Raw genomic sequence first — 26,298 nt, forward strand, 5'->3', positions numbered from 1 at the left:
CCACAGGAGGGCTTGACGTGAATCGCGTAACGCGCAACTTAATGGACGTGATCACAAACAAGCCCTCCAACGGCTTGGTTTCAACTTAAAGGCGACCGTGGTTCAGACGGTCGCCTTTTACGTTCTGGCGAAACTTTGATTCGCACAAGATCGTCAATCTCGTTTTGTTCTCTTTTTTCTACGTATCCACAGGAGTCGTCGCGCCTTCTGCTTAGGCGTGACCGGCTTCACCAATCCGCCGATAGATAAGGCGCTAGTCGCGGGCCATGCGAAGCAAATCCTCGGCGCGTTCTGCATCTGAGACTTTCAGAGCCATGCGGCGATGGCAGCGGAAATCAAACTCGGCAAGGTAGCGATGCAAATGCGCCTCGCCGCAATGCTGGTAGACGCCGATCATGCCGCGCTTGAAGACTGAGAACACGTTCTCAATGGTGTTCGAATGGATGGCGATCCCGTCCTCGTAGCGGACATATTCGCCGTCCGAATGCTTCGTGGTCTTGTGGGTAGCGACTCGCCGCCAGTCTCTGTGTAGAGGTTCGACGCATCGGTGTAGAGGATGGTATCTCGCGACACGTTGCGCACCAGCACGTCACGGACGGTTGCCTTGGTGGCGTCGTTCAAATGGAACATGCGAGCCTTGCCGCCGCGCTCGACCAAGCCGACGACGATGCGCTTTTCGCGACCGCCGCCCTCGCCTTTCTTGGTGAAAGGACGACCCTTACGTTGGGCTGATACGCGAGGCGTCTCGCGCTTTCCGATGTAGGTTTCGTCGGCCTCAACAGTCTTGCCGTTGCCGCCGATAGGACCAGCAGAAGCAACACCCTCTTGCATGGCTTCGCGGATGCGGTGCGCCATAAACCAAGCGGTCTTGTAGGTGACGCCAAGCATACGATGCAACTGATGGCACTCATGCCTTTCTTGGACGAAGCGTAGAGATGCGAAGCCAGCACCCATCTATGCAGGCCGATCTTGGAACGCTCAAAGACGGTGCCGACCGTGACCGTGAAAGGCAAACGGCATTCGTTGCATTTGTAGACGCCGGGGCGCGTGGACTTGCCCGCCAGCTTCGTGATGCGCTCGGGGTTGGCGTTGCCACAATGCGGGCAGAACGGGCCATGAGGCCAATGGATAGTCTCCAGATGCTCGCGGGCCTTGTCAGCGTCGTGGTAAATTTCGTTGGTCAGGTCGAAAATTGGCGGTAGCTCCTTGCATTCATTGAAAATTCGGCTTGGTACGTCAAGTATATAATTAGGATTATGATCCTATATCGACATGGCTTGGTAAAGACCCACCCGCAGCGGAATGGCAGCTTGCCGAAGAAAAGCACGCTCGGTTCACGGTACCGGCGCGAGCCGTTAAACGCGCAGGCGCCCGTTAGCCCGCAGGCTGGACAGAATCTCGCACGGATCAGCGTCAAGCGCCGCAGTTAAGTCGAGAAACTCGATGACGTCGAGACGCCGCTCTCCACCCTCGTACTTGGCCACGAAGGATTGGGGACGATCAAGCTTCTCGGCCACCTGCGCCTGAGTCAGGCCTTTGGCCTTGCGCAGGGCAACCAACTCGGCCAGAAACCGCTGGTGGCGGGGCGATCGAAGAGACTTGGGCATGTAGGCGAACCGGTCGGGTAAAGACCGGATCAGCGACTAATCCCGGTTTCGGATTATCCCATTTTGGGATATGCTGCGTGCGCTCAACATGCGAGGTTCGCAGGCATGAATCGACCAATGGGAACAGATGAAAGTCGAAGCTCAACGTTGAGCGATGAAGTCCCCTGGTCGGAGAACCTCACGAGCTACGACAGGGAGCATTTCACGATCTACCTGCGGATCCTGGATGCCTGCGCCGACAATGCCAGCGAAGAGGAGATGGCTGATCTCATTCTCGGCATCGACCCGGCCCTTGAACCGGTCCGCGCCCGCAAGGCTCTTCGCAGCCATATCGACCGGGCGAACTGGATGGTGACGACTGGCTACAAAGAACTGTTCGCCGGCTGACGCACAGCACGGACTGTCATGCTCTTCAAACAAGGACGTTCAGATACCCGCCATTCATGAGCGCACGGCCGCGAGAGACAGCGCGGCGGGAGCGGTCACAACTGGTTGGCGTGCTGTTTGACTGCCATTTCTAGTGCTTGGCTCAGAGGCACCGCCTTCGAGAACAGGAAGCCCTGAGCGGTCCTGCAGCCAAGCTTGTGCAGGGTTTGCCGATCCGCCTCTGTTTCGACGCCCTCGGCCATGACCTCGATCCCGAGCATGTTACCGAGATCGATGACCGATTTGACAAGCAGTCGGTCCTCTCGGGACTTGGCCAAGCCGCGAATGAAGCCCTGGTCTATTTTCACCTTGCGTATCCGACTGTCCTTGAGCGATGCCAACGTGGAAAAGCCGGTGCCGAAGTCATCGAGCGCAATGGAAATGCCGGCATGTGAAAGCCGTCCGAGCTTTTCATCCACTCTGTCCGGGTCCACCGGGGATTCTTCGGTGATCTCGATCTCGAACATCGTTGCAGGCAGACCTCTTGCCGCCAGACCATCCAGAACCATGTCGTCGATATCGCCGGCTTCCAGTTCGCGCGGTGAAACATTCATCGCCACACGGAGATCACGACAGTCAGCTTTCACCAAGCCGTCGATAAAAGCACAACAATCGGCGAATACGGTTTGCGTCAGCAGCTGAAGCATACCGGTTTCGCGTGCAGCTGTGATGATTTCGGGTGGAGAGATGGCACCATGAGTCGGATGGGACCACCTCAGCAAGGCTTCAAAACCGACCACGGCCTCGGTGTCGAGTTTCACGATCGGCTGGAACCAAGGTTGCAAGCTTCTCGTCTTTATCGCCGAATGAAGGTCCCGTTCGACGGACTGGCGGCGTTGCAGTTCCCTGTCGAGTTCGGCATCGAACAGGCAAAATTCGTTCCTGCCACGACGCTTGGCCGTATAAAGGGCGATATCCGCCCGCAACAACATTTCCGTCAGGCCCGGCGTCTGCGCCAAGTATATTCCTATCGATGCCCCGACACGGACGGACGCGACCTCGATATAGGGGCGGGCAATTTTGGCTATGATATCGGAGGCGAGATCACTGGCAGAAACCGAAACCCTCGTTGAGGGAAAAAACAGCACGAATTCATCGCCGCCGATACGAGCGAGCGTTGAGCCTTCCGGTGCTTCCTCCTCTATGCGGCGCGCGATCCTGAGAAGCAGTTCATCACCGGTCCTGTGACCGTAGGTATCGTTGACGGATTTGAACCCGTCCAGATCAATCAGCATTGCCACGAAGGGGCCATCCGCGGTCTCGAACCGTCCGATAGCGTCTTCGAGGCCACGCCTGTTGAGAAGGGCCGTCAGGTGGTCCTGCCTGGAACTGGCCTTCATCTCCGCCGCAAGCCGCTCAGCCTCATGCCTCAGGCGGCTCGCTTCGCGGAACCGTGCTTGCCCAACACACGAAGCTCGAACCAAGCCGCCCATGAAGAGCAGAATGGTAAAAGCCAGAATGTAGTCTTCAAAATTGCCTTTCGCCAAAAGGCATCCCACCGTGATGAGGAGCGGAGGTGTTATGAAGTTGATCGCCGCCGCGGCATACGAACTGCCGTATGTAACCGCACCAGCTGAAATGCCCGCCAGAATGACCAGATGCAGCGGTGCTTGAGGTGTCGTGTATCCAACAGTCAGGACGGCCAGGAAGGACCAGGCAAACCCTGCCAGAAGAGCAAGGATGCCAAACCAGCGAAGCCGCGGCAAAACCCCCACGAAATTGTCATGGCGCCTTTTTTCCTTTAGCTGATAACGCGCGAGTGCAAGGCGGGCGGCATTTATCGCATTGACGACCAGGAACCAGATTGCAGCGGCAAAGCCGCTGCCAGAAAGGGCGTGCACCGCCCAAATCAGGCCTGACAGGATAGCGCTTATCGGCATCGACACGAAGAGGCCGGCCCTCAGGTCAGCAAGCTGATCCTGACGGATTTTGGCCTCCAGCGTGTCTTCATTCTTCGGGGCCATGGACGGACCGGCTTGCTCCCATCGTTGTTCGCGACGACAAGCTTACGCAAGCCCACTGAAGGACGGGTTAACTATCCAGCAGGGGTAGCCAGTGCGCTCACCATGGCTTCGGCGCGCACGTCTGCTCTTGGCCTTGCCGTCTGACCATCGAGCTCTTCCCGCACGCGTGCCTTGATCCGAATCATCCCAGGATCGGCAACGTCACCATGGAAGCAGCCCTGCCAACGGCATCAACGCGCCCGGCGAGACAAAAGGAAGCCGGGCCGAGATAGCGTTCCAGAGCGGCAGCGCTGCCTGCGATTCACCGCCTGAGCATGGCCGAAATGCCATGGCGGATAAATGGAAGATATTGGGCAAAGCGAAGCCCTGCATGTCTTGCAAGCCGTGCCGCCGGGTGCTCGCCTGAGTAGAGAGCGACAAGCGCATTCGTAGCATGATAAAGCGGTGCCGCCGACAGACGCAGCCGGCTTTCGTATCTGCCGAGCATGTCGGGATCAGCAATGTCGCGGCGCTCGCGACATGCCGCCAGGATTCTATCGGCGAGTTGCTTCTGGCCACTGAGGCCGATGTTGAAGCCATGCGCGGTCACCGGGTGCATGCCGAGGGCAGCATCGCCGATCAGTGCCGCACTCGGAGCCCAGAACTTGTGCGCCCAGGTCGTGACCAGCGGATAGGCATGGCGGGTGCTTGCCAAGGTCATCTCTCCGAGGCGTCCTCGACACCGGCTCGTCGATTCCATGAGGAACAAATCGTCGTCGAGAGCAAGCAGTCTGTCGGCCTCGCTTGAGCGCAAAGTGAGAAGCAGCGACGACACGCCTTCCATGAGCGGCAACATCGCTATCGTCTGATGGTGATCGAACCATTCGACCGCGATCTGGTGATGGGCGCGCTCGTGCCTCACCCGGCAAATCAGCATGGAGTTGCCAAGCCGATTGATGTCGGCGCCAATGCCGAGCAGGTCGCGCGTCGCGGACAAACGCGAATCCGCTGCAACGAGCAGCCGAGCGGCCAATTGCCTGCCATCAGAGAGCGTTATGACTGCTTCTTTGTGGCTGGTTGTTGCATTGACGACCGAGCGGCCGCACAGCAGCTGGGCATGATCCTGGAAGTGGACAAGCTTGAACAGGGCGTCGCGGATCCGACAATTTGGGACCAGAATTCCGAGTGGTTCCCCAGATCCGCTGGGAGAATCGAAGCTCAGGGCGAAAGGGCTCGATCCGTTGAGCACGCGCGCGCCTTGTAGCGGTGATTTGTCCGAAGCGGGGATGGCATCCCAGGCGCCGAGCTCGCGAAGGATTCCAACCGATGCGTGGGTCAGCGCGATCTCGCGACCGTCGAAGCCCGGATTCGCCAGGCTTTCGAGCGACTGCCGTTCAACCACTGCCACCTCGAGTCGGCTCTGGGCAAGCGATGCGGCGAAGGAAAGTCCGACCGGCCCGGCTCCGACGACAATAACGTCGAATCTATCGACAGAGCCGGCCATCAGCGTGCCGCCATTGCGTCGGCTATCTGCGACGAAGGGCACTGGAACGCATCGCAATCGATCCACGGTTTGCGGCTCATCTCCCCAAGCGTCTCCACGCGACCTAACCGTCCGTTAGACATCCGTTCTCCGTTCAAAAATGCTCAATGAAACCATGCCGATGAAGAGATAACCCTGATGTGGATCAAGCAGGCTCGATAAACGCGGCAACGGCAGGTTCACGGTCGACTGGTCGATCGCCACGCCATGGTCTGGTCAGGACATCATGGAATAGCCGGCTTCCCGTTCGGTGCGGCCCTTTCCTGGCCGAAAGTTCGGCAACGTATTCTGGCTGATCCGTTCGGACCCGTCGCGCGCCGAAATCGGCATGACGCGAAGCAACCGCGGAAAATATTCGAGCGAGTCGTCGCAGGGCAGGCTGGGTCAACTGCGTGGCTCGTCGCGGTCGATCAGGATCCGCTCGGCGGCGCCATCGAGATCTTCATATTGGCCGCTCCTCAAGGCCCACAGGAACCCCGCCAGCCCAAGCGCTCCGAGGAACAGGGCCACAGGTATGAGGTAGGCGAGCGTCGTCATGAGGATTGTGCCAGTGCGCCAATGTCGGAGCGCCTGTCATGTCGGGCATCTTGCACCGATGCATGTGACACGAAACCTTGCAGGCGTAGCGCATTGCCGATGACCAGGAGGGAGGAGGCGGACATTGCGACCGCAGCGATCAGTGGCGTAACGTGCCCCAGAATGGCGACCGGCACGGCGATGCCATTGTAAACGATCGCGATGGCGATGTTCTGCCGGATCAGCCGTCCGGCCTTCCGCGAAATGTCTAAAGCAAGTGGGACCGCCAGAAGACTTTTACGCAGGAACACGAAATCCGCGGCGTTGCGACCGATATCCGCCGCCGTGGCCGGAGCGATCGAAACGTGTGCGGCGCCCAATGCAGGCGTGTCGTTGAGCCCATCGCCGACCATCAGCACCTTGTGGCCAGTTCGCGTCAATGCTTCGATGTGTTCGACCTTCCCGGAGGGAAGCAACGCGGGAACGAAGCGGTCGACGCCCAGTGCTTCCGCGACTTCGCCGCAGGCAGCTTCTGTGTCGCCCGACAGCATCTCCACCGACACGCCGGCGCCGTTCAGTTGCTCGATGGCCGCCTTGGCATCGGCACGCAGCTCATCCTCGAAATCGAAAGTCGCGACAATGACCCCGTCCTTCGTCAGAACGGTTCCGCCATAGCCTTGTTTGCCTTCGCCGCCGGTCCGGGCTTTCCACTCACCCCATCCGCGGCGACCCAGTCGCCAGGTACTGCCCTCGGCGATGGCTTCGATGCCGAAGCCCGGATGCTCGCTGACGGACGCGAGCTTCGGCTGGCCGGCAAAGGCTGCATGGCCAGCGATTGCCTTCGAAAAGGGATGGCGGGAATGCGCTGCCATCTCGGCCGCCATGGCGAGCATAATCGGATCGATGGACGGCGCATTGATCAGCCTTGGCAGTCCGAGCGTAAGCGTGCCGGTTTTGTCGAACAATGCCGTGTCGATCCCCGCCAGGCGCTCCATGGCGGAGCCGTCCCTGACCATGACGCCGCTTTCGAACAGCCGGCGCGCAGCGACCACCTGTACGATCGGCACGGAGAGACCGAGCGCGCACGGGCATGTGATGATCAAAACGGCGATGGCGATGGTTATCGCCCGGTGCCAGTCGCCGGTCGCCGCCATCCAGCCGAGGAACGTCACAAAGGCGGTGAGGTGGACCACGGGGGCATAGAGCGCGGAGACGCGATCGGCGATCCTGCGGTGGCGGGCGCGGCCGCCCTCTGCCGCTTCCATCAGCCGAACCATTTCGGCCAGGAATGAATCCTTCGCGGCGGCCGTCGCCTCGATGGTCAGCGGACCGGTGAGATTGAGCGTACCGGCCTGGACCTGCGCCCCCGGGCCCACCGTTCTGGGCGTGCTTTCCCCGGAAATCAGGGAACAGTCGAGATCCGACGCCCCGCCAATGATCCTGCCGTCGATGGGCACCCTCTCGCCGGCCGCGATCAAGAGCTCCATTCCTGGTTCGATCTCGCCAACCGGCAAGTAGTCGCGCGAACCATCCTCGCGCAGCACCATGGCGCCGCGCGCCGCCAGCCGAGCCAGTCCGTTCACGGCCGTCCGTGCCCGTTCCCGCATCACGTGATCCAGCGTGCGGCCGATCAGCAGAAAGAACAGCAGCGACACCGACGCGTCGAAATAAGCATGGTCGCCATGGTTGATCGTCTCGTGGAGGCTCATGGCGTAAGCGAGCGATACCCCGACCGCGATCGGCACGTCCATGTTCATGCGGCTGTGGCGCAGCGCATTCCAGGCCGAGCGAAAATAGATGCCGCCGGCGAAAGCGAGCGCAGGAATGGCAATCAAGGCCGAGACCCAATGGAACAGGTCGCGGGTCGCGCCTTGCGCGCCGGACCAGACGGAGACTGATAGCAGCATGATGTTGCCCGCCGCAAAGCCGGCGACCGCGACGGCGCGGATCAGTTCCGAGAGCATCTTGTCCTTCCCGTCAGGCTCGGGATCGAACAGGTGCGCGCCATAGCCCAGCCGTCCAAGTGTGGCGACGAATGGCGGAACCTCCTCGCCGCGCCACCGGACCGAAACACGTTTCGTCGAAAGATTGACACGAGCGCCTTCGACGCGATCCAGCTTGCCGATCGCCGTCTCGATCGTCTGGATGCAGGCGGCACAATGCACAGCCGGCACCGTGAGGTCGGTCTGGCGAAGATTTTCGCCAATCGAGCGGCTCGCTAGTCTGATTTCCTGGCCAGAAGGCAGGACCAGTGTGACCTTTTCCAGGTCCAATGCGATTTCGGCGCCTGGCGCGCAGCAGCTCATTGCAGCGCCCCGTGGGAAATCATGATCCGGCGAACGTCGCGATAGGGTTCCGCAAGGCTCGCATCGGCGTCGATTTCGACGATCCAGAGGCCATCGTTGGGCATGTGGTGCGCGGCGAATATCTGACCGGAAGCAGCCTCAAGAGTGACGGATTTGTCCTCGGCCTCGTAGGCGGGATGACGGAACAGCACCTTGACGCCATGCAAGGCAACCGGCTTGCCGACAGCATCGGTGAGGCTGTAGCGGACCTCACCGCCTGCGATGGTCAGTTTGCCAGTCCAGCCGAGGGCCGCCTGAGCTCGCCCTTGCTCGGCCTTTTCGTTGAATTGCTGGCTCGCCACATAGGTGTTTTCGACGACAAGGCCGGTCCAGCTCGTGTTGGCGAGCGTCGCCATCGTCAGATTGACCGCTATGACCACGCCGAAGAAGCCAAGGATGGTGAACAGCATATGCCTGCCGGTGAATTCGCGGGATTGTCGCGAGGTGTCGGTCATCTGGCGATCTCCGGTGCGTTGAAAGTGGCCGTGTATTCGTCCGACTCGAACGTTGCCTTATTTTCGACCCGGAATTTGAAGCTTTGCGCTGCACCCCGAACCTGATCTGCCGGCTGACGCACGAAAACCTTGAGCATCTTCAGCCGGTCGGGTTCGACCGGGATGGCAAAGGAGCGATCCGCCGGCAGGTCGATGCCGACAACGCTCATTTCGGCTCCATGCAGGCCCTGCATCGTGACAATGATCGTTCTTGGTTCGGGGATCATGTTGAGCAGCTTGACGGTGTAGCCATTGCGGATCGAACGGTCGGACAGCGTCACGAACTGCGGGTTGCGATCGTGCAGGACATTCAATTCGAGCCGTGCGCGGGTCAGCAGCGAATAGAGCAGCGCGAGACCGACCGCCGACCAGGCGCCCATGTAGATGAAGGTGCGCGGGCGAAAGATCTTGCGGATATGGAAACGGGCCACATTGTCGGAGAACAGGCCGTCAGCGTTCCTGACCAGTGACGGGTTGACTGAACCGGAGCCGCCTGGGGTCGCCAGCATCATATTGGCGTTGTAGTCGGCCAGCGTCGCATAGGAAATCAGTCCGCGCTCCCTGCCGAGCTTGTCCATGATACCGTCACAGGTATCGATGCAGAGCGCGCAGGTGATGCATTCAAGCTGCTGGCCATCACGAATGTCGATCCCCATCGGGCACACCGCGACACAGGCATTGCAGTCGACGCAGTCGCCGACGGGCTGCCCGGCGGCAAGGACCCTCTTGGCGTGACGCGAGCGCGGTTCGCCGCGCCAGTCATTATAGGTGACGGTGAGGGAATTCTCGTCGAGCATGGCCGCCTGGATGCGCGGCCATGGGCACATGTAGGTGCAGACCTGCTCGCGCATCAGCCCGCCGAACGTATAGGTCGTCGCCGTCAGCACGGACACGGTGATGTAGGCGACGGGGGCGGCGGTGCCGGTGAAGAGTTCCCCAAGCAGCGTGGGGGCATCGGCGAAATAGAAGATCCAGGCGCCGCCGGTCAGCACCCCTATGACCAGCCAAATGGCGTGTTTCGATGTTCGCACCACGAGTTTGCGCGCAGTCCAGGGACCGGCATCGAGCTTGATGCGCGCGTTGCGGTCGCCCTCGATGGCTCGCTCGACGACCAGAAACAGATCGACCCACACGGTCTGCGGGCACGTATAGCCGCACCAGGCCCGGCCGACGGTGGATGTGATCAGGAAAAGGCCGATACCGGCCATGACCAGCAGGCCGGCGACGTAGTAGAATTCCTGCGGCCATATCTCGATGAAGAAGAAGTAGAAGCGGCGGTTGGCAAGATCGACCAGCACGGCCTGGTCCGTGGCAAATGGCCCGCGATCCCACCGCAGCCAGGGCGTCAGGTTGTAGATCCCCAGCGTGATTGCCATCACCGACCACTTGAAGCGGCGGAAACTGCCAGAGGCCCGGTTCGGGAAGATCTTCTTGCGTGCGGCATAGAGCGGCTGACGGGTCTTGGCCGAGTTGACCGCATCGGCTTCGAGCCGTTCTATTTGCGTGTTATCGAGCACGAAAGCTCCAGTCATCAGCGACGATTTCGCCGGAAGCCCGACCCATCGGTTTCTGGATGATGCCGAGGCCCGGCTCGCGCCGGGCCTCGTCGCTTGGCGGTGGGGGGGAGGACGAGAATAGGCTTGCGCACCTATTCTCCGCCACCAAGCGAATGGACATAGACCGCGAGTTCCTTGGCCTTGATCTCGCCGAGACGGCCGATCCAGGCCGGCATGACGCCGTGCTTCGGCGCGCGGACCTGCGCGGCGATGGCTGTTTCGCCAGACCCGTATAGCCAGATCGCGTCGGTCAGGTCGGGTGCGCCGAGCTCCCTGTTGCCCTTTGCATTCTCACCATGACAGGCCGCACAATTCTCGGCGAAGATATTGGCGCCGGGTTCGATCAGGCTTGTGTCCTGAACAGGATCGGAGAGGCTTGCGACATAGGCGCCGACCTGCTTGATCTGATCCGTCGTGATGATGTCCCCAAAAGCAGGCATTTCCGACAGGCGCGTATCCGGGTCTGATGCGAAGCGGATGCCGTGCGCAATCGTCTGCTGGATCTGTTCGGCGTTGCCACCCCACAGCCAATCGTCGTCGTTTAGGTTGGGAAAACCCTTGGACCCTTGAGCGCCCGAGCCATGGCACTGCACGCAATTGACCTTGAACGCGGCGCCACCCGCGGCGACGGCGAATTCGCGTAGCGTATCGTCGGCAGTAATCTCGGAGACGGTCTTCGCCTGAATGGCAGCGACATATTTACCCTTGGCCACTTCGGCCGCCGCCAGTTCATTCTTGACGTCTTTGCGGCTCGAATACGCCAGCACACCCCTGGTCGCGGAAGTCAGCATCGGCCATGCCGGATAGACGACGGTGTAGCCGATCGCCCAGGCAATGGTGATGTAGAAGGTGATGACCCACCAGCGCGGAAGCGGGTTGTTGAGTTCCTTGATGCCGTCCCACTCATGGCCGGTCGTCGAGATGCCCGAAACCTCATCGATATGCTCGCTGCCCATGATCAGTCGCCCTTGAGAGGAATGTGAGCGGCTCTCTCGGCTTGCCTGCGGCTGCCGGGACGAAGTGCAAAGGCAACGCATCCGAGGAAGAAAAGCGCCATGGCAAGCAGGCCCCAGCTGTCGGCAAACTCCCGCATGAAATTGTAGGTCATCGCCATTCTCCTCAGCGGTAGCCCGCGGCTTCGTCATAGGTCCTGAAATCGACCAGCGTGCCGAGCATCTGGAGATAGGCGACCAGCGCATCCATTTCGGTGACCTGCTGCGGATCGCCGTCGAAGTCCCCAACCTTGGCTTTCGGATAGCGTCTCTCCAGGCCCGATGTGTCGGCATTCGCATCGGCCTGCGCCATGAGATCGGCATTGGCATGAGCGATCATGTCGTCTGAATAGGGCACACCGACACGGCGGTTGGCGATCAGATGCGTCGAGAAATCCTTCACCTCGATTGGCATGTCCTTCAGGAACGCGTAGCTCGGCATGATCGATTCCGGCACCACGGAGCGTGGTTCGGTGAGATGCTGGACATGCCATGCGTTGGAGTAGCGGTCGCCGACCCGGGCGAGATCCGGCCCCGTGCGCTTCGAGCCCCACTGGAACGGGTGGTCGTACATCGACTCGGCCGCCAGGCTATAGTGGCCGTAGCGCTCGACTTCGTCGCGGAATGGCCTGATCATCTGGCTGTGGCAGAGGTAGCAGCCCTCGCGCACATAGATGTTGCGCCCGGCGAGCTCGAGCGGCGAATAGGGCCGCATGCCTTCGACCTTCTCGATGGTGTTGTCGAGATAGAAGAGCGGTGCGATCTCGACGATGCCGCCGACCGTTACGACCAGCAGGGACCCGAGGAGAAGAAGTGTGGCGTTCTTCTCGATGACCGCGTGTCTGTCCATCAGGCCCATTTTCTGGCTCCTGATCGCACAGGCTGGAGGGCGGGGATGGAGCGCGGCATCGGATCCTCCTCGCGCTGGTAGCCGAGGATGGTCATGGCGATGTTCCAGGCCATGATGAGGGCGCCCGACAGATACATCGCGCCGCCGATGGCACGCATGATGTAGTAGGGATGCATGGCGGCGACGGTTTCGGCGAAGGAGTAGACCAGGAAGCCCTGCTCGTTGTATTCGCGCCACATCAGGCCCTGCATGACGCCGGAGACCCACATCACCGCGGCGTAAACGACGATCCCAAGCGTCGCCAGCCAGAAGTGCCAGTTGACGAGCCGCAGCGAATAAAGCCGGTCGCGGTTCCATAACTTCGGGACCATGAAATAAATCGCGCCGAACGAGATCATGCCAACCCATCCGAGCGCGCCCGAATGGACGTGACCGATGGTCCAGTCGGTGTAGTGCGAGAGCGAGTTGACGGCCTTGATTGACATCATCGGGCCTTCGAAGGTGGACATCCCGTAGAAGGCGATGGCCATCACCATCATACGGATGATCGGGTCGGTGCGCAGCTTGTCCCAGGCGCCCGAGAGCGTCATCAGGCCGTTTATCATGCCGCCCCACGAGGGCATCCAGAGCATGATCGAGAACACCATGCCGAGCGTCTGGGCCCAGTCCGGCAGGGCGGTGTAGTGGAGGTGGTGCGGACCGGCCCAGATGTAGAGAAAGATCAAAGCCCAGAAGTGGATGATCGACAGCCGGTAGGAATAGACCGGTCGGTTGGCCTGCTTGGGCACGAAATAATACATCATCCCGAGGAAGCCGGCGGTGAGGAAGAAGCCGACGGCATTGTGGCCGTACCACCATTGCGTCAGGGCGTCCTGTACGCCGGAGAAGGCTGAATAGCTCTTGGAGCCCAGGAAGGAGACCGGCATCGACAGGTTGTTGATCACATGCAGCATCGCAATGGTCACGATGAAGGCAAGGTAGAACCAGTTGGCGACATAGATGTGCGGTTCCTTGCGCTTTAGAATCGTGCCGAGGAACAGGATGAGATAGGCGACCCAGACAATGGTCAGCCACAGGTCCACATACCATTCGGGCTCGGCGTATTCGCGGCTCTCGGTGATACCGAGCAGGTAGCCGGTTGCCGCCATGACGATGAACAACTGATAGCCCCAGAACACGAACCAGGCGAGATCGCCGCCGAACAGACGCGCGCGGCAGGTGCGCTGCACCACATAGAGAGACGTGCAGATCAGCGCGTTGCCGCCGAAGGCAAAAACCACGCCGGAAGTATGCAAAGGCCGCAGTCGGCCGAAATTGAACCAGGGCTGGATGTTGAGATCCGGGTAGGCGAGCTGCAGCGCAATGACGACGCCGACCAGCATGCCGACGACGCCCCAGAATACGGTGGCGATGGCACCGTAGCGGATCGGCCCATCCATGTAAGCGGCGGGGTCGATCGGAACTGCCGGCTTGAACTCCGTGTTGCGCAACAGAATCGCAGTGAAGCCAGCCACGGCGAAGAACAAAACCCACATATGCCGGCGAAAAGGTTCATCTACGCCGAAGCCGGCAGCCACCAGGGCCGCAAACGCAAACAGGCTTAGAAGGACGATCTCTGTGCCGAATTTCATCGCAAGCCCCGATTTCCAATTCCGGCGGGCGCCAAACCGCAGTGCCTTATTGCGCAGCCGTGGCCTGCTCGCCCTGATCCATGTCAGAGCCGCACGATTTTGCTTCGAGCAGCATCGAGTTCGGTGCGATCAGAGTGTGGCGATCGAATGTGGAAGCGCAGCACCGGCCGCCACGCTTATGGACAGGCCCGGCGTCCCCGGTCTGGCCGGGTATGGAGGCGATCGCGGGCGTGTGGGGAAGCGCGCCTTCTGTGACGCTGGAAAGTAGGCCGATGCCTTGCCGAACGTCGATCGTTTCAATGCCTTGGGACAGCCAGCGCCAGCGTTACGCTGCCTTCGTGACATTCATGGTTCGGGGAGACGGCGATTTTCCCCTGCGTATGAGCGTATTGACTTCGGCCGAGTGCAATCCTGCCTGGAACAGCCGGTTGCACGTCGAGCACCTCGAGGATGGATGCTTCGCCGACGAGTTGGCCGAAACACACCTGGCTCAGGCGATCGGATGGAGAGCGGGCTGTCGCTATGCGGCTTCTTCTAAGCCCAACGCGAGCATGCCCTGCCCCGAACGAAATAAGTGACGTAGGCCATGCAGCTTCGGTGTCATTCAAACGGCGGTTGCGCCTCGGCCGCCGCAGCGCCGTTCCAGCCGGCTCATGCTGTCCACGGTGACACGACGGTTGTTCTCGATCCGAATCACGCCGTCCATTCTCAGGCTGGTCAGCTGACGGCTCACGGTCTCGTTTGTAATTCCAAGGAAATCAGAGATGTCGGCACGCGTCATCGGCAGCTCGAAGCACGCCGACCTAGCCGCCGGGTCAACACTGGAATCGATGTTCCGGGCGATCATGAGGAGAAAGCTCGCCACCTTCTCCGGTGCGGTCTTGCGCCCCAGAGTCACCATCCATTCGCGTGCCTCGTCGAGTTCGTTCAGCGCCTGCTTGAACAGGCGATGCACAAATTCCGGTGATTCCTTCATCAACCGTTCGATGGCCGCTCTCGGAAACGAGCATAGCGAGACAGCTGTTGCCGCTTCCGCATTGATCGCGCTTTTCATCTTGAAGGGCCGTCCCAGAAAATCCGGCGCGAACTGGAGACCGACGATCTGCTGGCGGCCGTCCGAAAGGCTCTTCGTCAGCTTCACCACGCCTGAAAGCACGTTTGAATAACAGTCGACCGCCTCGGCGTCGCCGATCAGTTCGACCCCCGGCTCGATATTGTGCCGCGACGACGTCTTGGCGAGCTGAGCCAAATGGTCTGGTTCGAGCGCACCACAGACACCGCGGTGCCGTGCCTCGCAAGACAGGCAAAGAACGGGAATGCCGGAACTGTGAGTGTCCTGCCGTAATGTCATTCGATCGCTCTACCGGTCCAGTGCGGGCAGGATAGCAATCGACGGTAGAAAAATCCTTGCGGCAGTTTGTCCGTGCTGAACGCTGATCGAAATCAGGGCTTAGGCTCATCCAAGCATCCACAGTTCCGGCGACGCAAACACGGTGGACCACGACATGCGACTGGAGCTAGCTGCCAGACTTGGCGAGAACGTCCCGCGCTATACCAGTTATCCGACAGCGCCGCATTTTCATACAGGCATTGATGCTGCAATTTGTCGTGGCTGGCTGCAGGCGCTCAACGATGGCGATGAGATCTCGCTCTATCTGCACATCCCGTATTGCGACAAGCTTTGCTGGTTCTGCGCTTGCCACACCAAGCAGACACGCCACTACGAACCAGTGACCACATATCTGCGCTCACTGCATGCCGAGATCGCAACCGTCTCCAGTCTCGTCGCAGGCAAGGGCCGCGTGCGTGCCGTCCATTTCGGCGGCGGTTCGCCAACGATGCTCAAACCGGAGGATCTGGTGGCGCTGGGAACCGCCCTGCGCAACAGTTTCACCTTTCTTCCCGGCGCCAAGATCGGCGTCGAAATCGAACCCAATGATATGGACGATGCCCGCCTCGACGCACTCGCCGAAATCGGCATGACCCGTGCGAGCCTCGGCGTCCAGGATTTTGACCCGAAGGTGCAAAAGGCAATTAACCGCGAGCAGAGCTTTTTGCAGACGAAAGCGGTAGTCGACGGCGTTCGTTCGCGCGGCGTCGAATCGGTCAATCTGGACTTGCTCTACGGCTTGCCGCACCAGACCAGGGAGAGTGTCTCCTCCACCGTCGCGCAGGCATTAACCCTGGAACCAGATCGGATAGCGCTTTTTGGCTACGCCCATGTACCGTGGTTCAAGAGACATCAGACGATGATCGACGAGGCATGGCTGCCGGGTCCGGCAGAGCGGTTTGCTCAATCGCAACTTGCGGCGCGGGCGATCGTGGACCAGGGATACGAAGCAATCGGGCTCGACCATTTCGCCAAACCGGGCGATGCCCTCGCGCTTGCCGCCCGCGCCGGAACACTGCACCGGAACTTTCAGGGCTATACCGAGGATCGCTGCGAGACCTTGATCGCCCTTGGCCCGTCATCCATCAGCCAGTTTCGCCAGGGCTATGCACAGAACATGCCTTCGACCGCCGAGTATGGGCGCATGGTCGAGAACGGTGGGCTGGCTGCGGTCCGTGGCATTGCGCTTTCCGACGACGACCGTGTTCGCGGCTGGATCATCGAGCGATTGATGTGTGACTTCGCCTTCTCGGCGATTGAGCTGGTGGAGCGCTTTGGCGAAGCCGGCCAAAGACTTCTCCTCAAGGCGAGTTCCACGGCCCTCCAAGATCCTGCGCGGTTGCTTGAACTTGATGGTGACCGCTTCGTCGTGCCTGCGGAAAGCCGGCCCTTTGTCAGGAGCATCGCGGCAAAGTTCGACAAATATTTCGAAAGTGGAACGGCCAGGCACTCAGCGGCAGTCTGAGCACCGCAGAGGAACGGTCATGGTTCTCAGTCGATCGTGAACCGATTGCGCTACATTTTTCACTGTTGATCGGCGACCGTCGTGTCGAGACAGGATTCGGAGCGGACCAGACGCGTCTTGGTATAGCGACGATATCGTCCGGTCGTGCCTTCCGGCGCCGTATTCCATTTCGCAGTCCCTGAAGCGCCACGTCGAGTCCGGCCTCTTTTCTGTATCGGAAGCAGTCGACAATCGTCCTGGCCAGATCATGGTTGTCGGCCGACAGCTCCCTTCGGCCTTGCAACAAGAATCCGCAAGGACCGTGCCAGCTGCAGCAGGCGCCGCCGCATCGCACCACCACACTATCCACCCGTGGCTCGCGCTAACCTTTGATTGGTTCGCGCCAGGCCGACGCCCGTCGAAACCGAGCCTCGGCAACATTCCGAGTCGTAAGCGGCTGGCCACGCTCTTGGTGCCGGTGGCAGAAAGTCCGCAAGCACCCCGGCAGCGCCGTCAAGCGTGGGACAACCCGTCCACCCGAATATCCGCCGGCGCAGTTTCAGTGAAAAGCGGGCCTAGGCTAGACGGCTCTCTTGTTACCCCAGAGCATAACGTGCAGCTGCGGCAGCACACGGGCTTCGAACCACCTGTCGCGGGTCACGGCATCAACCAGCCACTCCATGCGCTTCAATATTCCGTCAAGGTCGACAGGAGCGTCTTCATTTGCGGGGCGTGGCGGCGTGTGATTGCCGGGTTGCAGATAGATCGGAAGTCGCGGAAATCTCGCAGCGGCGTCTTTCGCGTAGGCGTAGTCCCTTTCGTCGAAAACAATGAGCTTGAGCACGACTTGCGGCCTGCCTTGTGCCGCCTGGAGGCACGCCTCGAAAGCGGCCCAATCGGTCGTCATTTGGCTTGACGGCGGCTTTGGGCTGAGGACTAGCACGTCAAGGTCGGCAAACCAGTCCCTGGCCACCGAACCTTGGGTTTCCAGCGCAAAACGGTAACCTTCACCATGGCCTCGCTCGATGAGCGCGCCGAGCGGCTGGATGGCCGGATTGCCGCCTGACAGCGATACCATCAGCGGGCGGCCACCGGAAAGCGCAAGCACGTTTTGCCACACCGCGGCAATGGACATCATCTCCCATTCATGGCGGAATTGATTGTCCACCGCATGCAGGCTGTCGCACCAGGAACAGCGATAGTCACACCCGCCGGTTCTGACGAAGACCGTCGGCAAACCGATGAGCACGCCCTCGCCCTGGATCGTCGGCCCGAAAATCTCACTCACGCGGATTGCGGGATGCGTATCGGTCATGGCCGGTATTCCGCCCAGGTTTTCGGCGTTTCGCTCACCCGCACGGCCGAGGTTTCGGGCAGGCGTGCCTTGCACCATTCATAAAAATGTCTGGCCAGATATTCCGCCGTGACTTGCTCATGTCCCAGCACGTCGTTGAGATGTCGGTGGTCGAAGCTCTCGTCGATGTACCGTTTGAATGGCGCCAAATCGTGATAGTCGCGCACGAAGCCGTTCTCGTTCAGTCCATTCGCTGAAAGCTCCACTTCAACGATGTAGTTATGCCCGTGCAGGCGCGCGCATTGGTGATCGGGTGGCAACGAGGTGAGCTGATGCGAGGCTGAGAAGTGGAATTCCTTGGTGATGCGGAACATTACGCGGTCCTCCTTCGCAGCGCATCGAGCCAGAAGTCGGAGTCCTCGTAGTCGGTGGGGTCCGGCTGCCCAGAGAGATGAAACGCCTCGCGCCGCTCGACACAGGTCCCGCACCTCCCGCAGTGACGCTCGGCGCCCTTGTAGCAGGACCAGGTCTGCGCAAATGGCGTGCCGTATGCTGCTCCATTCCTAACAATGTCCGCCTTCGTGAGATTCACATAGGGTGCATAAATGCGAATCTTCGCGTAGCCGTCGAGCGCGTGGTCCTGCATCATCTGGAAAGCGTCGATGAAGGCCGGACGGCAGTCGGGATAAATGAAATGATCCCCACCATGCACGGCCGTCGCCACCGCGTCAGCGTCGTGCGCTGCGGCGAAGCCGAAGGCAATGGCCAACATGATGGCGTTCCGGTTCGGCACCACCGTGACCTTCATCGTGTCTTCGGCGTAGTGCCCGTCGGGCACGTCCACATTATCGGTCAGCGCGGAGCCGGAAACGCCGCCGCCGATCTCGTGGATGTCGATGATGCGGTGCGGGACGCTCAGTCGCTCCGCACAAAGGGCGGCGAAGCCCAATTCCTTCCTATGCCGTTGGCCGTAATCGAAAGATAAGAGGCCGGCGAGTTCGTGCTCCGCTGCCACCTTGTGAGCAAGGGTGACGGAGTCCAATCCGCCGGAGCAGACGACGAGAGTCTTCATTGTTGGGTCCTTGTTTTAACCGGGTAGGCTGCGACCGGAGATTTCTCTGCGCTCCCAGTACTTCAGGAAATCCATTTTGTGAAGTGAACGGGGGACGAGTTTCATGCGCTGACGTGCCGCTGTGTGCAAGGCGCCCTCGCGGTGAGCCTGCAAGGAACACGGACTAGCGAAACGTCACGCTTCAGCGGAATGCTCAAAGGCGAGCGCACCGGAATATGCTCTGCAGGAGGTCCGGACCTTCGTAAACAAAGTTCTCGACGATCAAGCGCCCGGCGGTCCCGAGTTTCGAGGGACGCCACCGCGAGGGTTTCAGGTACAAGACGGCCCGAGGATGGGCTTGCCGCAAGAGAACGGACTTACCAGTGGGATGTTCAGCGACGCCGATGCAGATGTCTGGAATGATCACGACATCAATTGTCGCGGCAACTTTGGCTGGCCTGCTCCTCGGGTTCCGTAGATCCAGCGCATTCCGCTTCAGGATCGGTTCGAACCGGAGCACGCCCTCGGTCAATGGACTGACCGGCAAACCCTGAATGATCGGTCGTGAGCCGACATCTGTGAACAAGCGGTGTGGTCGATTGCTATCACCCATGTGTTGCGCGCAGGTACCTTATGGCAGTGGATGAACTGGATTTGATGGTTTTACGGCTGGCGGTCGAAAGCGTCCGCTCGCTCTCCTTAAGCTTCGCTGAAAAGGCCGCCGAGGTAGCCACCAGGAGCCGCGGCATCCTGCTTTTCGACGTGCGGGTCGACGGTGACGCGGAGGTCCAGCGGGTCGCAGCCATCCGATATCAGGGCGACCAGATCGGCGTGCTGGCGTTGGACAGACAGGGTCTTGTTACCCACCAGTGCATCGTCAACGGTACGTTCTCACATTTCACTACGCCCTTGGAGAACTGGCACAGCATGCCCCTGTCGATGCAGGCCAAGATCGATGCCAACGGCCATGCCAGTCTCTTCCTAGGGGCCTTGCGAAATGCCGGACATTTGCTGGGCAGCTAGCATTTGGCTAGAATGCATCTGTGAATTTTTGCATGCGCATCGCTGCCGCTGCGGTCGCGGCAAAGCGATCGCCGCGATGATGGCGATCAACGCGCGGGCGTTGCATCGATGCGCGATCGTTTAGACAGAGGTCTCCGCCTGGCATCGAGCAACATGCACGGAGGTACGCAAAGCGCAAATGCATCAAGTATTTGAAGGGACGAGCCCCTCGCGCAAATGGAGCTTGCGCTGCCGTTGACGTCCCATCGTGCCGCCGAACTCGGGGGCGTGACGATCGACCACGATGGCCTATTTTTTTGCAAAGCCGAATGTCCCGGTTCCGAAGCCAAGGAAAAAACTCCGACCACAGCGAAGAATAGTAACAACACGGGCGACGCAAGCCGCCTTGCCCTCTAGCAGGGGAGGTGCTTGCGGTGCTCTCACCGACACGAGATCGCAAATGGCACATGGGTGAGCACCAGAACTGGCGACACCCATGGTGATCGGCTTGACTCGCTGGAGGAAGCACAAGGCCTCAGCGGGCAGAGGCGCAAGCGACGGTCGGACACTGGCTGGCTGCTCGGGATCTGATCGAGGCGTAGTCGGACAAGGAAGCGTAGTGCCCTACCTCGATGTTCCTAGAAGCGCGCCGGCAGCCTGGCGGGGGGGCTTGGGGTTAGACTGCCGGCGCACGCCACTCATGAAGAGCGGCCCCTTTTTGCTGTTCCGACACCCATAGTCAACCCGGCAGCGTCTGGATGCCCGCTGTGCTCTTTTCAGAGCGGCGCGCGATGCCGGCCATGTCGGCCGATCCTGCCTAGTCTAGGATGGGGGGCCACTCTCGTCGGCCGAGTTGATGCTCCAGCCAGTATCGCCTTGCCGACCAGCATGAGTTCGCTGTTAGCAATCCATCGTCGCGAGCCGATGCTATCGTGCACGTGTCGCAGCACTCCGGGCGGCTATATCGCCTAAGACAGCATGACGAAGCGTTCCAACTTCCTGTTCGGCGAGCCCGTGTGCAGTTCCATCGGACAGTGGACGAGAATTCTCTTGGCGGTACTGCGCCAGAAGGCATTCGCGTCCAACGGAATCAAGCGACGACTATCAGCCGCAAACTTCACATCACAAGAGCGGTCTTCCACCCATTGCAGATTATCCGACTGATCAGGCGGCGTCCGATATGTCCGCCTCTGCCTCAAGAATTCCCACAGGTATGGACAGCGATCTTGCTATCCGATCCCGATAGCCCTTGTTGTACCTCACACCCCGCTCGATGTTTTGGATTTCCTCAGCGGCAAGCCCGCACGCCACCGCGAGGTCCTCGATTGAATACCCAAGGTGCTCACGATAAGCGCGGATGATGTGGGTCCCCTGCGACATAGCCGTCAAGACTGGCTCGGGAATGCGCGAATCCTTCATAAACATCTCCAAGAAGATGGGAGCGCCTGACAAATCGGGAGATTTCCTCCCCGACCCTGGCGCACACCCAGCAAATCAAAAAAATGGACGTCCATTCGGCCGGACCGGCCTCATCCATGGAATGGGCCACTTGAAATTGGCAGCCGGGTCGGAATATGGCGGCTCACCTGCTTCTGATCAAGTTCTAAGAACCTGCCCACCCTGAGATGGCCTGATCGGCTGTAGCGCATTCGACCTGCGATCCTACACGACTCACTCTCGCCGATGGCTTTCTTGAACAGCAACTCGAACTCCCCCTGACGCCTCCAGTGGCTATTCGCGGCACCGTCCACCCAGCCTCGCGGACGCTGATACCTTCGACCAATTTCCACCGCCGATGCAGCGAAAGACGCGCTTGTGCTTGAATCACACATCGATCACCGCTGTTAACGAAATTTTTTAAGCCGCCGATGCTTGTTCGGAGACCGAAAGGATGGGGCGCCCGAGGAAACAGCCGAAAGGGCCGCGCGCTTTTGTGCTGACGTCGGCTTGAGCAAGCTCGATCCGGCTGCCCTGTGCAATCGCCCGACCGGCCGAAAAAAGGATGGCGATTGTCATGATGCGGCGACGGCGAGTTTCCCGAAATTGCAGCAAACAATGGTCATCTGGTTCATCCGGGCTTCGGATCCAGACAGGGGGTAGCGCTTTCGATGGACGAGCATCGCCTACAAAGGTTCGCAATCATTCGACCGTGACCGATTTTGCGAGATTGCGCGGCTGGTCTACATCTGTGCCCATGAAGAGCGCCGTGTGGTAGGCAAGAAGCTGTATCGGCAGCGAGAAGATCATCGGCGCGATAATCTCGTCGACAGCGGGCAGCACGAGCGTGTGCATAGTGTCGAGTGTCGATGCGGCTGCCCCTTTTTCATCGGTGATGAGGATAATCCGCCCTCCACGGGCAGCCACTTCCTGCATGTTGGAGACGGTCTTGTCGAAAAAGCGATCATGGGGCGCGATGACGATCACTGGCATGTTGTCGTCTATCAATGCGATCGGACCGTGCTTCAATTCACCCGCCGCATAGCCCTCGGCATGGATGTAGGAAATCTCCTTGAGCTTCAGCGCACCTTCCATCGCTAGCGGGAAACTGGTGCCACGGCCGAGATACAGGACGTCACGACACTTTGACAGTTCGCGCGACAGGAACTCGATCTCCGGCTGGATGCTGTTGAGTACCTGGCCCATGACGCGCGGCACTTCGGCGAGGCTCCTGACGAGCGCCTGCAGCTCGTCTTCGGTTACGGTCCCGCGGGCTCTGGCGGCGCCGATGGCGAGTGCGGCTAGAACGGCAAGCTGGCAGGTAAACGCCTTGGTGGAGGCGACGCCGATTTCCGGTCCGGCAAGGATCGGGAAGACCGCATCGGCCTCCCGAGCGATGGTCGATTCGCAGGCATTGACGATAGCGCCAATTTTCAGCCCACGCTCCTTGCAGTACCTCAACGATGCGAGCGTATCGGCGGTTTCGCCGGACTGCGAAATGAAAAGAGCCGCCGACTGCGGCGACAACGGGATCTCGCGGTAACGGAATTCGGACGCAACGTCGATTTCAACCGTCAGGCGCGCGTAGCGCTCGAACCAGTATTTTCCGATCAGTCCGGCGAGATAGGCGGTCCCGCAGGCCGAGATCGCCAAGCTCGGGATCCTGGCGAAATCGATGCCAGAAACCATGTCGGCGCGATTCTCTATGATGTTGCTATAGTGACGGAGAGCATGGGCGATGACTTCGGGCTGCTCGCAGATTTCCTTCTCCATGAAGTGGCGATGATTGCCCTTGCTGGCCAGATCGGCCGCGGCCGTGGAGGTATGGCGCGGACGCTCGACGGGGTGGCCGTCGAAATCGAAGATATGGGCGCCCGAATTGCCGACAACGGCCCAGTCGCCCTCGATGAGATAGGTAATTTCATTGGTGAAGGGAGCGAGCGCGATCGCGTCGGAGCCCAGGAACATCTCGCCGTCGCCGTGACCGATCGCCAGCGGTGGTCCGTTGCGCGCCGCCATGATGGTCGACGGATCATCTTCGAAGAGGACGGCAATCGCGTAGGCGCCCCTGAGGCGTTTCAGCATGGCACGCATCGCCTCTTGCCGCCTCATGCCCTCCCGGCGGTGTCTTGCCAAGAGATGCGCGACGACCTCGGTGTCGGTGTCGGTCTGGAACTCGGCGCCAGCCGCCGCCAATTCGTCCTTCAGCTCGGTGAAATTCTCGATGATCCCGTTATGGACGACGGCGACACCGTCGGTAAAGTGCGGGTGCGCATTGCGTTCCGTCGAGGCCCCATGGGTTGCCCAACGCGTATGGCCGATGCCGATGTTGCCGCTCAGCGGCTCTTCCTTCAGTCTCCTCTCTAGATTGACGAGCTTGCCCTCGGCGCGCCGGCGGTGCAAGGCACCTTCGGTGATCGTCGCAACGCCGGCGGAATCATAGCCGCGATATTCCAAACGCTTCAATGCGTCGACCAACCGATCCGACACCGGCTGTTGCCCAACGATGCCAACAATCCCGCACATGTTCGTCTTCCCATTGTTGCCGGCAGCTTCAGCCCACGCGAGACGGATACCCATCCGGCCGCTTTCATTGGGGATCTTGTAGTAGTATTCGGTAATATTGGTACAATTGATTGTAGGGATAACTATCATCCAGCCCATGGATGAGCCCCTGATCTAAACTTCTCGTTGCGCCTGACGCCTTCATGACCGAACGCAAGCCCACACCCCGCGGCACGAAGGAACAATCGGCCATGCGCGACCATCCCGGCTACGCACCTGACACGAAGCGCCGCCGCTCGTGATCACGCGGTGATCGGCATGATCACAAGCACTGTAGTTAGGCAGCATCAGCGACGCATGATCGGCATCATCATCATCGGCAGCGTCGGCGCCGTCGGCATGATTCACGTGTTCGTCACGTTGATCATAATCATCGTCGCCGCCGATCCAGTTTCTGATTGCCTGTCGCTGTTGACGCGGCTTTCGCCGGTAGAGCTTAGCCCGCGATGGCCTATCAATACGCTGTTAGTCGGCATGGCCGAAACCGAGAGTCAGGCGGCGCACGCCACAGAGCACGTTCAGCGACCGTTTCACTCAGCGCCGGCTTTCTTGGGGTTCGTAACGGTCAACAGGATTCTCGGGGCATGAATGCACTATCACGAAAGCGTTGGTTCTCAGTGCTTCGTCCGTCTTACTCAAACCCGATTCCCGCAGCGGAAGACCTAGCCGCCTTGATGCACGGCGATAAGCTTTTGACGGCCTGAAGCGACGTTGTGGTCGCCGTTGCGGTGCTTTTCCACGCGCCTCGTCAGGCGCCGGGATTGCTCCGTCGTGATGGCAGGCGGGGGTTTGCAGGTTGCGGTCGACGGGTTCGTTTCGGGGCGTCTGCCCCCATCGTTATGTCGCGAGTTGGGGGATGCGATCGAGGAGGATGCGCAGGATGCGCTGGTCGGGGCACGATGTCGGCAGGTGCAGGCGGATTTGCGATTTCATCTCGACCACCCGCGCAGCGATTTTGATGAGGCGCAATCGCAGCGTGTCGAATTGGGCGACGGCAAAGCTGGAACGCTTCGGCATCGCGGCGCGCAGGCTCCACATCATCCAGTAGGCGCCGGCATGCAGAAGCCGGAACTGGTTGGCTGTGGCTCTGGTGCAGGATGTGCGGTCGGCGGCGAGATGCGTCTTCCACGATTTGATGTGGTTCTCGGCCGCTCCGCGCCGGCAGTAAAGGTCCGCGTAGAGCGCCTTGGCCTTGCCACCGGCCAGATTGGTGACGATGAAGCGGGTGTCAGTACCTTGGGCACTGACCTCGACGCGGGCGATGATGCGCTCGACGCGGCTCCAGCTGGCGGCGCCGTCAAAGAACTCCTTGAACCTGCGGACCTTGCCTGTCTTGGCCGACGCTTCGAAGCGCGCCGTCGTGCTGGCCTCCAGATCCGCGACATGCTTGCGCAGGGTCGTGGTGGGCGCGAGGCCAAAGATGAAGTCGACGTCGTTGGCGCGGCACCAGTCGATGACCTGCGGGTTGCAATAATGGCTATCGCCGCGGAGCAGGATTCGAATGTTCGGCCAGTTGATCCGGATCGCCCGCACCAGACGGCGCAGGTGGGGGCGGATCTCAGCCCCACTCGGCCGCTTGGCCGGTCGCAGGATCGCGCTGACGAACCGTCCCGCACCATCGAACACGACGATCGGCTGGAAGCCGTACTCGTCATGGTGGGCATTGAACAGGCGAAGCTGTTGGCCTCCGTGCACAGCGTCGAAGGTATCGTCAATGTCGAGTACGATCCGCTTCGGCACCTGCCGGAACGAGGCGCAATAGAGATCGACCATCGCCCGTCCCATCGCGACCAGCTCCCGCACGCCGGGTAGGTTCTCCAGCCGGCACAGCGTCGATTGCGACGCCAGATCCCGACCCGACGGCAGCGCATCCTGGGCCATCTTGAAGACCGGATCGCGGCGCAGCCGGTTGGCGTCGAAAGCCGATCATGTCCGCCAGGCTGTAGACGACCTGGTCCGGGCAGCGCGGATCGTCGATGCAACGCGCCAGACGCTCGGCCACCCGCAACCGCTTTTCCACCTCGGCCAAGGCCAGAACGCCGCTGTTGGACGACAGCATGCCGCCGTCGAAACGGGCGACGACGGACTTGCCGCCGACTGATGACAAACCGCTCAGCGGCAGCGCAAGATCGTTCATGGTAGGTGTGGTCTCCGGCATGGTTCGGATCGGCTTAAGCAACCAAATCCTACGTCATTTCAACGGCTTGCGCCA

Annotated in this window: 21 protein-coding genes and 2 pseudogenes; 4 read left to right on the forward strand and 19 right to left on the reverse strand. The window is 60.4% G+C overall.

From position 1 onward, the window contains the following. Positions 1-253: 253 nt before the first annotated feature. Positions 254-1,193 (reverse strand): annotated as a pseudogene (locus NKI79_RS13345) (IS1595 family transposase). Positions 1,194-1,355: 162 nt separating this feature from the next. Next, on the reverse strand, positions 1,356-1,607 hold the full coding sequence (locus NKI79_RS13350; protein ID WP_352480259.1) for a helix-turn-helix domain-containing protein: 252 nt from the start codon (positions 1,605-1,607) through the stop codon (positions 1,356-1,358). 105 nt (positions 1,608-1,712) lie between these two features. Here NKI79_RS13350 and NKI79_RS13355 point away from each other — a divergent pair, with 105 nt between their 5' ends. Next, positions 1,713-1,994 carry a DNA -binding domain-containing protein gene (locus NKI79_RS13355; RefSeq protein ID WP_352480260.1) on the forward strand — a complete coding sequence of 94 codons (282 nt, stop codon included), beginning with the start codon at positions 1,713-1,715 and terminating at the stop codon, positions 1,992-1,994. A 95-nt stretch (positions 1,995-2,089) separates the two neighbouring features. On the opposite strand, the gene NKI79_RS13360 is transcribed toward NKI79_RS13355, so the two are convergent. The 11 genes from NKI79_RS13360 to NKI79_RS13410 form a co-directional block, all read right to left on the reverse strand. Then, positions 2,090-3,997, reverse strand: a complete 1,908-nt coding sequence (locus NKI79_RS13360) for a putative bifunctional diguanylate cyclase/phosphodiesterase (protein ID WP_352802050.1) — start codon at positions 3,995-3,997, stop codon at positions 2,090-2,092. A gap of 301 nt (positions 3,998-4,298) precedes the next feature. Beyond that, on the reverse strand, positions 4,299-5,480 hold the full coding sequence (gene ubiM, locus NKI79_RS13365) for a 5-demethoxyubiquinol-8 5-hydroxylase UbiM (RefSeq protein ID WP_352649488.1): 1,182 nt from the start codon (positions 5,478-5,480) through the stop codon (positions 4,299-4,301). Positions 5,481-5,903: 423 nt separating this feature from the next. Beyond that, positions 5,904-6,056 carry a cbb3-type cytochrome oxidase assembly protein CcoS gene (ccoS, locus tag NKI79_RS13370; protein ID WP_023679633.1) on the reverse strand — a complete coding sequence of 51 codons (153 nt, stop codon included), beginning with the start codon at positions 6,054-6,056 and terminating at the stop codon, positions 5,904-5,906. After that, on the reverse strand, positions 6,053-8,341 hold the full coding sequence (locus NKI79_RS13375) for a cation-translocating P-type ATPase (protein ID WP_352802052.1): 2,289 nt from the start codon (positions 8,339-8,341) through the stop codon (positions 6,053-6,055). The genes ccoS and NKI79_RS13375 overlap by 4 nt, the downstream gene beginning before the upstream one ends. Then, complete coding sequence (locus NKI79_RS13380) at positions 8,338-8,835, reverse strand: FixH family protein (RefSeq protein ID WP_352649463.1); 498 nt, start codon at positions 8,833-8,835, stop codon at positions 8,338-8,340. The genes NKI79_RS13375 and NKI79_RS13380 overlap by 4 nt, the downstream gene beginning before the upstream one ends. After that, positions 8,832-10,406, reverse strand: coding sequence for a cytochrome c oxidase accessory protein CcoG (ccoG, locus tag NKI79_RS13385; RefSeq protein ID WP_502904660.1), 1,575 nt, complete (start codon positions 10,404-10,406; stop codon positions 8,832-8,834). Before ccoG ends, NKI79_RS13380 begins: the two co-directional genes overlap by 4 nt. A 116-nt stretch (positions 10,407-10,522) precedes the next feature. Further along, entirely contained in the window at positions 10,523-11,386 is an 864-nt protein-coding gene (ccoP, locus tag NKI79_RS13390) for a cytochrome-c oxidase, cbb3-type subunit III (RefSeq protein ID WP_352480265.1), read from the reverse strand. A gap of 2 nt (positions 11,387-11,388) precedes the next feature. Continuing rightward, positions 11,389-11,538 carry a cbb3-type cytochrome c oxidase subunit 3 gene (locus NKI79_RS13395; RefSeq protein WP_352480266.1) on the reverse strand — a complete coding sequence of 50 codons (150 nt, stop codon included), beginning with the start codon at positions 11,536-11,538 and terminating at the stop codon, positions 11,389-11,391. A gap of 11 nt (positions 11,539-11,549) precedes the next feature. After that, positions 11,550-12,281, reverse strand: a complete 732-nt coding sequence (ccoO, locus tag NKI79_RS13400) for a cytochrome-c oxidase, cbb3-type subunit II (RefSeq protein WP_352649462.1) — start codon at positions 12,279-12,281, stop codon at positions 11,550-11,552. Continuing rightward, positions 12,272-13,903: a cytochrome-c oxidase, cbb3-type subunit I gene (ccoN, locus tag NKI79_RS13405; RefSeq protein ID WP_352502732.1), complete on the reverse strand. Its 1,632-nt coding sequence runs from the start codon at positions 13,901-13,903 to the stop codon at positions 12,272-12,274. The genes ccoO and ccoN overlap by 10 nt, the downstream gene beginning before the upstream one ends. A gap of 604 nt (positions 13,904-14,507) precedes the next feature. Next, positions 14,508-15,254, reverse strand: a complete 747-nt coding sequence (locus NKI79_RS13410) for a Crp/Fnr family transcriptional regulator (RefSeq protein ID WP_352516160.1) — start codon at positions 15,252-15,254, stop codon at positions 14,508-14,510. A gap of 154 nt (positions 15,255-15,408) precedes the next feature. Between NKI79_RS13410 and hemN the strand changes: the two genes are divergently transcribed. Then, the gene (gene hemN, locus NKI79_RS13415) at positions 15,409-16,758 is read left to right on the forward strand and encodes an oxygen-independent coproporphyrinogen III oxidase (RefSeq protein WP_352802055.1); all 1,350 of its coding nucleotides are present in this window, start codon (positions 15,409-15,411) and stop codon (positions 16,756-16,758) included. A 559-nt stretch (positions 16,759-17,317) separates the two neighbouring features. On the opposite strand, the gene queE is transcribed toward hemN, so the two are convergent. The 3 genes from queE to queC are packed head-to-tail and all read right to left on the reverse strand — an operon-like array spanning position 17,318 to position 19,103. Further along, positions 17,318-18,052, reverse strand: a complete 735-nt coding sequence (queE, locus tag NKI79_RS13420; RefSeq protein WP_352468486.1) for a 7-carboxy-7-deazaguanine synthase QueE — start codon at positions 18,050-18,052, stop codon at positions 17,318-17,320. Next, entirely contained in the window at positions 18,049-18,405 is a 357-nt protein-coding gene (gene queD, locus NKI79_RS13425; RefSeq protein WP_023679623.1) for a 6-carboxytetrahydropterin synthase QueD, read from the reverse strand. The genes queE and queD overlap by 4 nt, the downstream gene beginning before the upstream one ends. Further along, positions 18,405-19,103 (reverse strand): 7-cyano-7-deazaguanine synthase QueC, encoded by a 699-nt coding sequence (queC, locus tag NKI79_RS13430; RefSeq protein ID WP_352802057.1) that lies wholly within the window; start codon positions 19,101-19,103, stop codon positions 18,405-18,407. The genes queD and queC overlap by 1 nt, the downstream gene beginning before the upstream one ends. Positions 19,104-19,715: 612 nt before the next feature. Here queC and NKI79_RS13435 point away from each other — a divergent pair. Beyond that, positions 19,716-20,105: a hypothetical protein gene (locus NKI79_RS13435; protein WP_023679620.1), complete on the forward strand. Its 390-nt coding sequence runs from the start codon at positions 19,716-19,718 to the stop codon at positions 20,103-20,105. 1,143 nt (positions 20,106-21,248) lie between these two features. Here NKI79_RS13435 and NKI79_RS13440 read toward each other — a convergent pair. Together NKI79_RS13440 and glmS are read right to left on the reverse strand one after the other, a co-directional pair. Then, entirely contained in the window at positions 21,249-21,503 is a 255-nt protein-coding gene (locus NKI79_RS13440; protein WP_031212627.1) for a helix-turn-helix domain-containing protein, read from the reverse strand. 720 nt (positions 21,504-22,223) lie between these two features. Beyond that, positions 22,224-24,047: a glutamine--fructose-6-phosphate transaminase (isomerizing) gene (gene glmS, locus NKI79_RS13445; protein WP_352802059.1), complete on the reverse strand. Its 1,824-nt coding sequence runs from the start codon at positions 24,045-24,047 to the stop codon at positions 22,224-22,226. Positions 24,048-24,383: 336 nt separating this feature from the next. On the opposite strand from glmS, the gene NKI79_RS13450 reads away from it, so the two are divergent. Continuing rightward, positions 24,384-24,674 (forward strand): hypothetical protein, encoded by a 291-nt coding sequence (locus NKI79_RS13450; RefSeq protein WP_352622710.1) that lies wholly within the window; start codon positions 24,384-24,386, stop codon positions 24,672-24,674. Between the two features lie 249 nt (positions 24,675-24,923). On the opposite strand, the pseudogene NKI79_RS13455 reads toward NKI79_RS13450, so the two are convergent. Next, positions 24,924-26,223 (reverse strand): annotated as a pseudogene (locus tag NKI79_RS13455) (IS1380 family transposase). Between the last annotated feature and the right edge of the window lie 75 nt (positions 26,224-26,298).

Source organism: Mesorhizobium sp. M0340, assembly GCF_040321535.1.
In the GTDB taxonomy this organism is placed as follows: domain Bacteria; phylum Pseudomonadota; class Alphaproteobacteria; order Rhizobiales; family Rhizobiaceae; genus Mesorhizobium.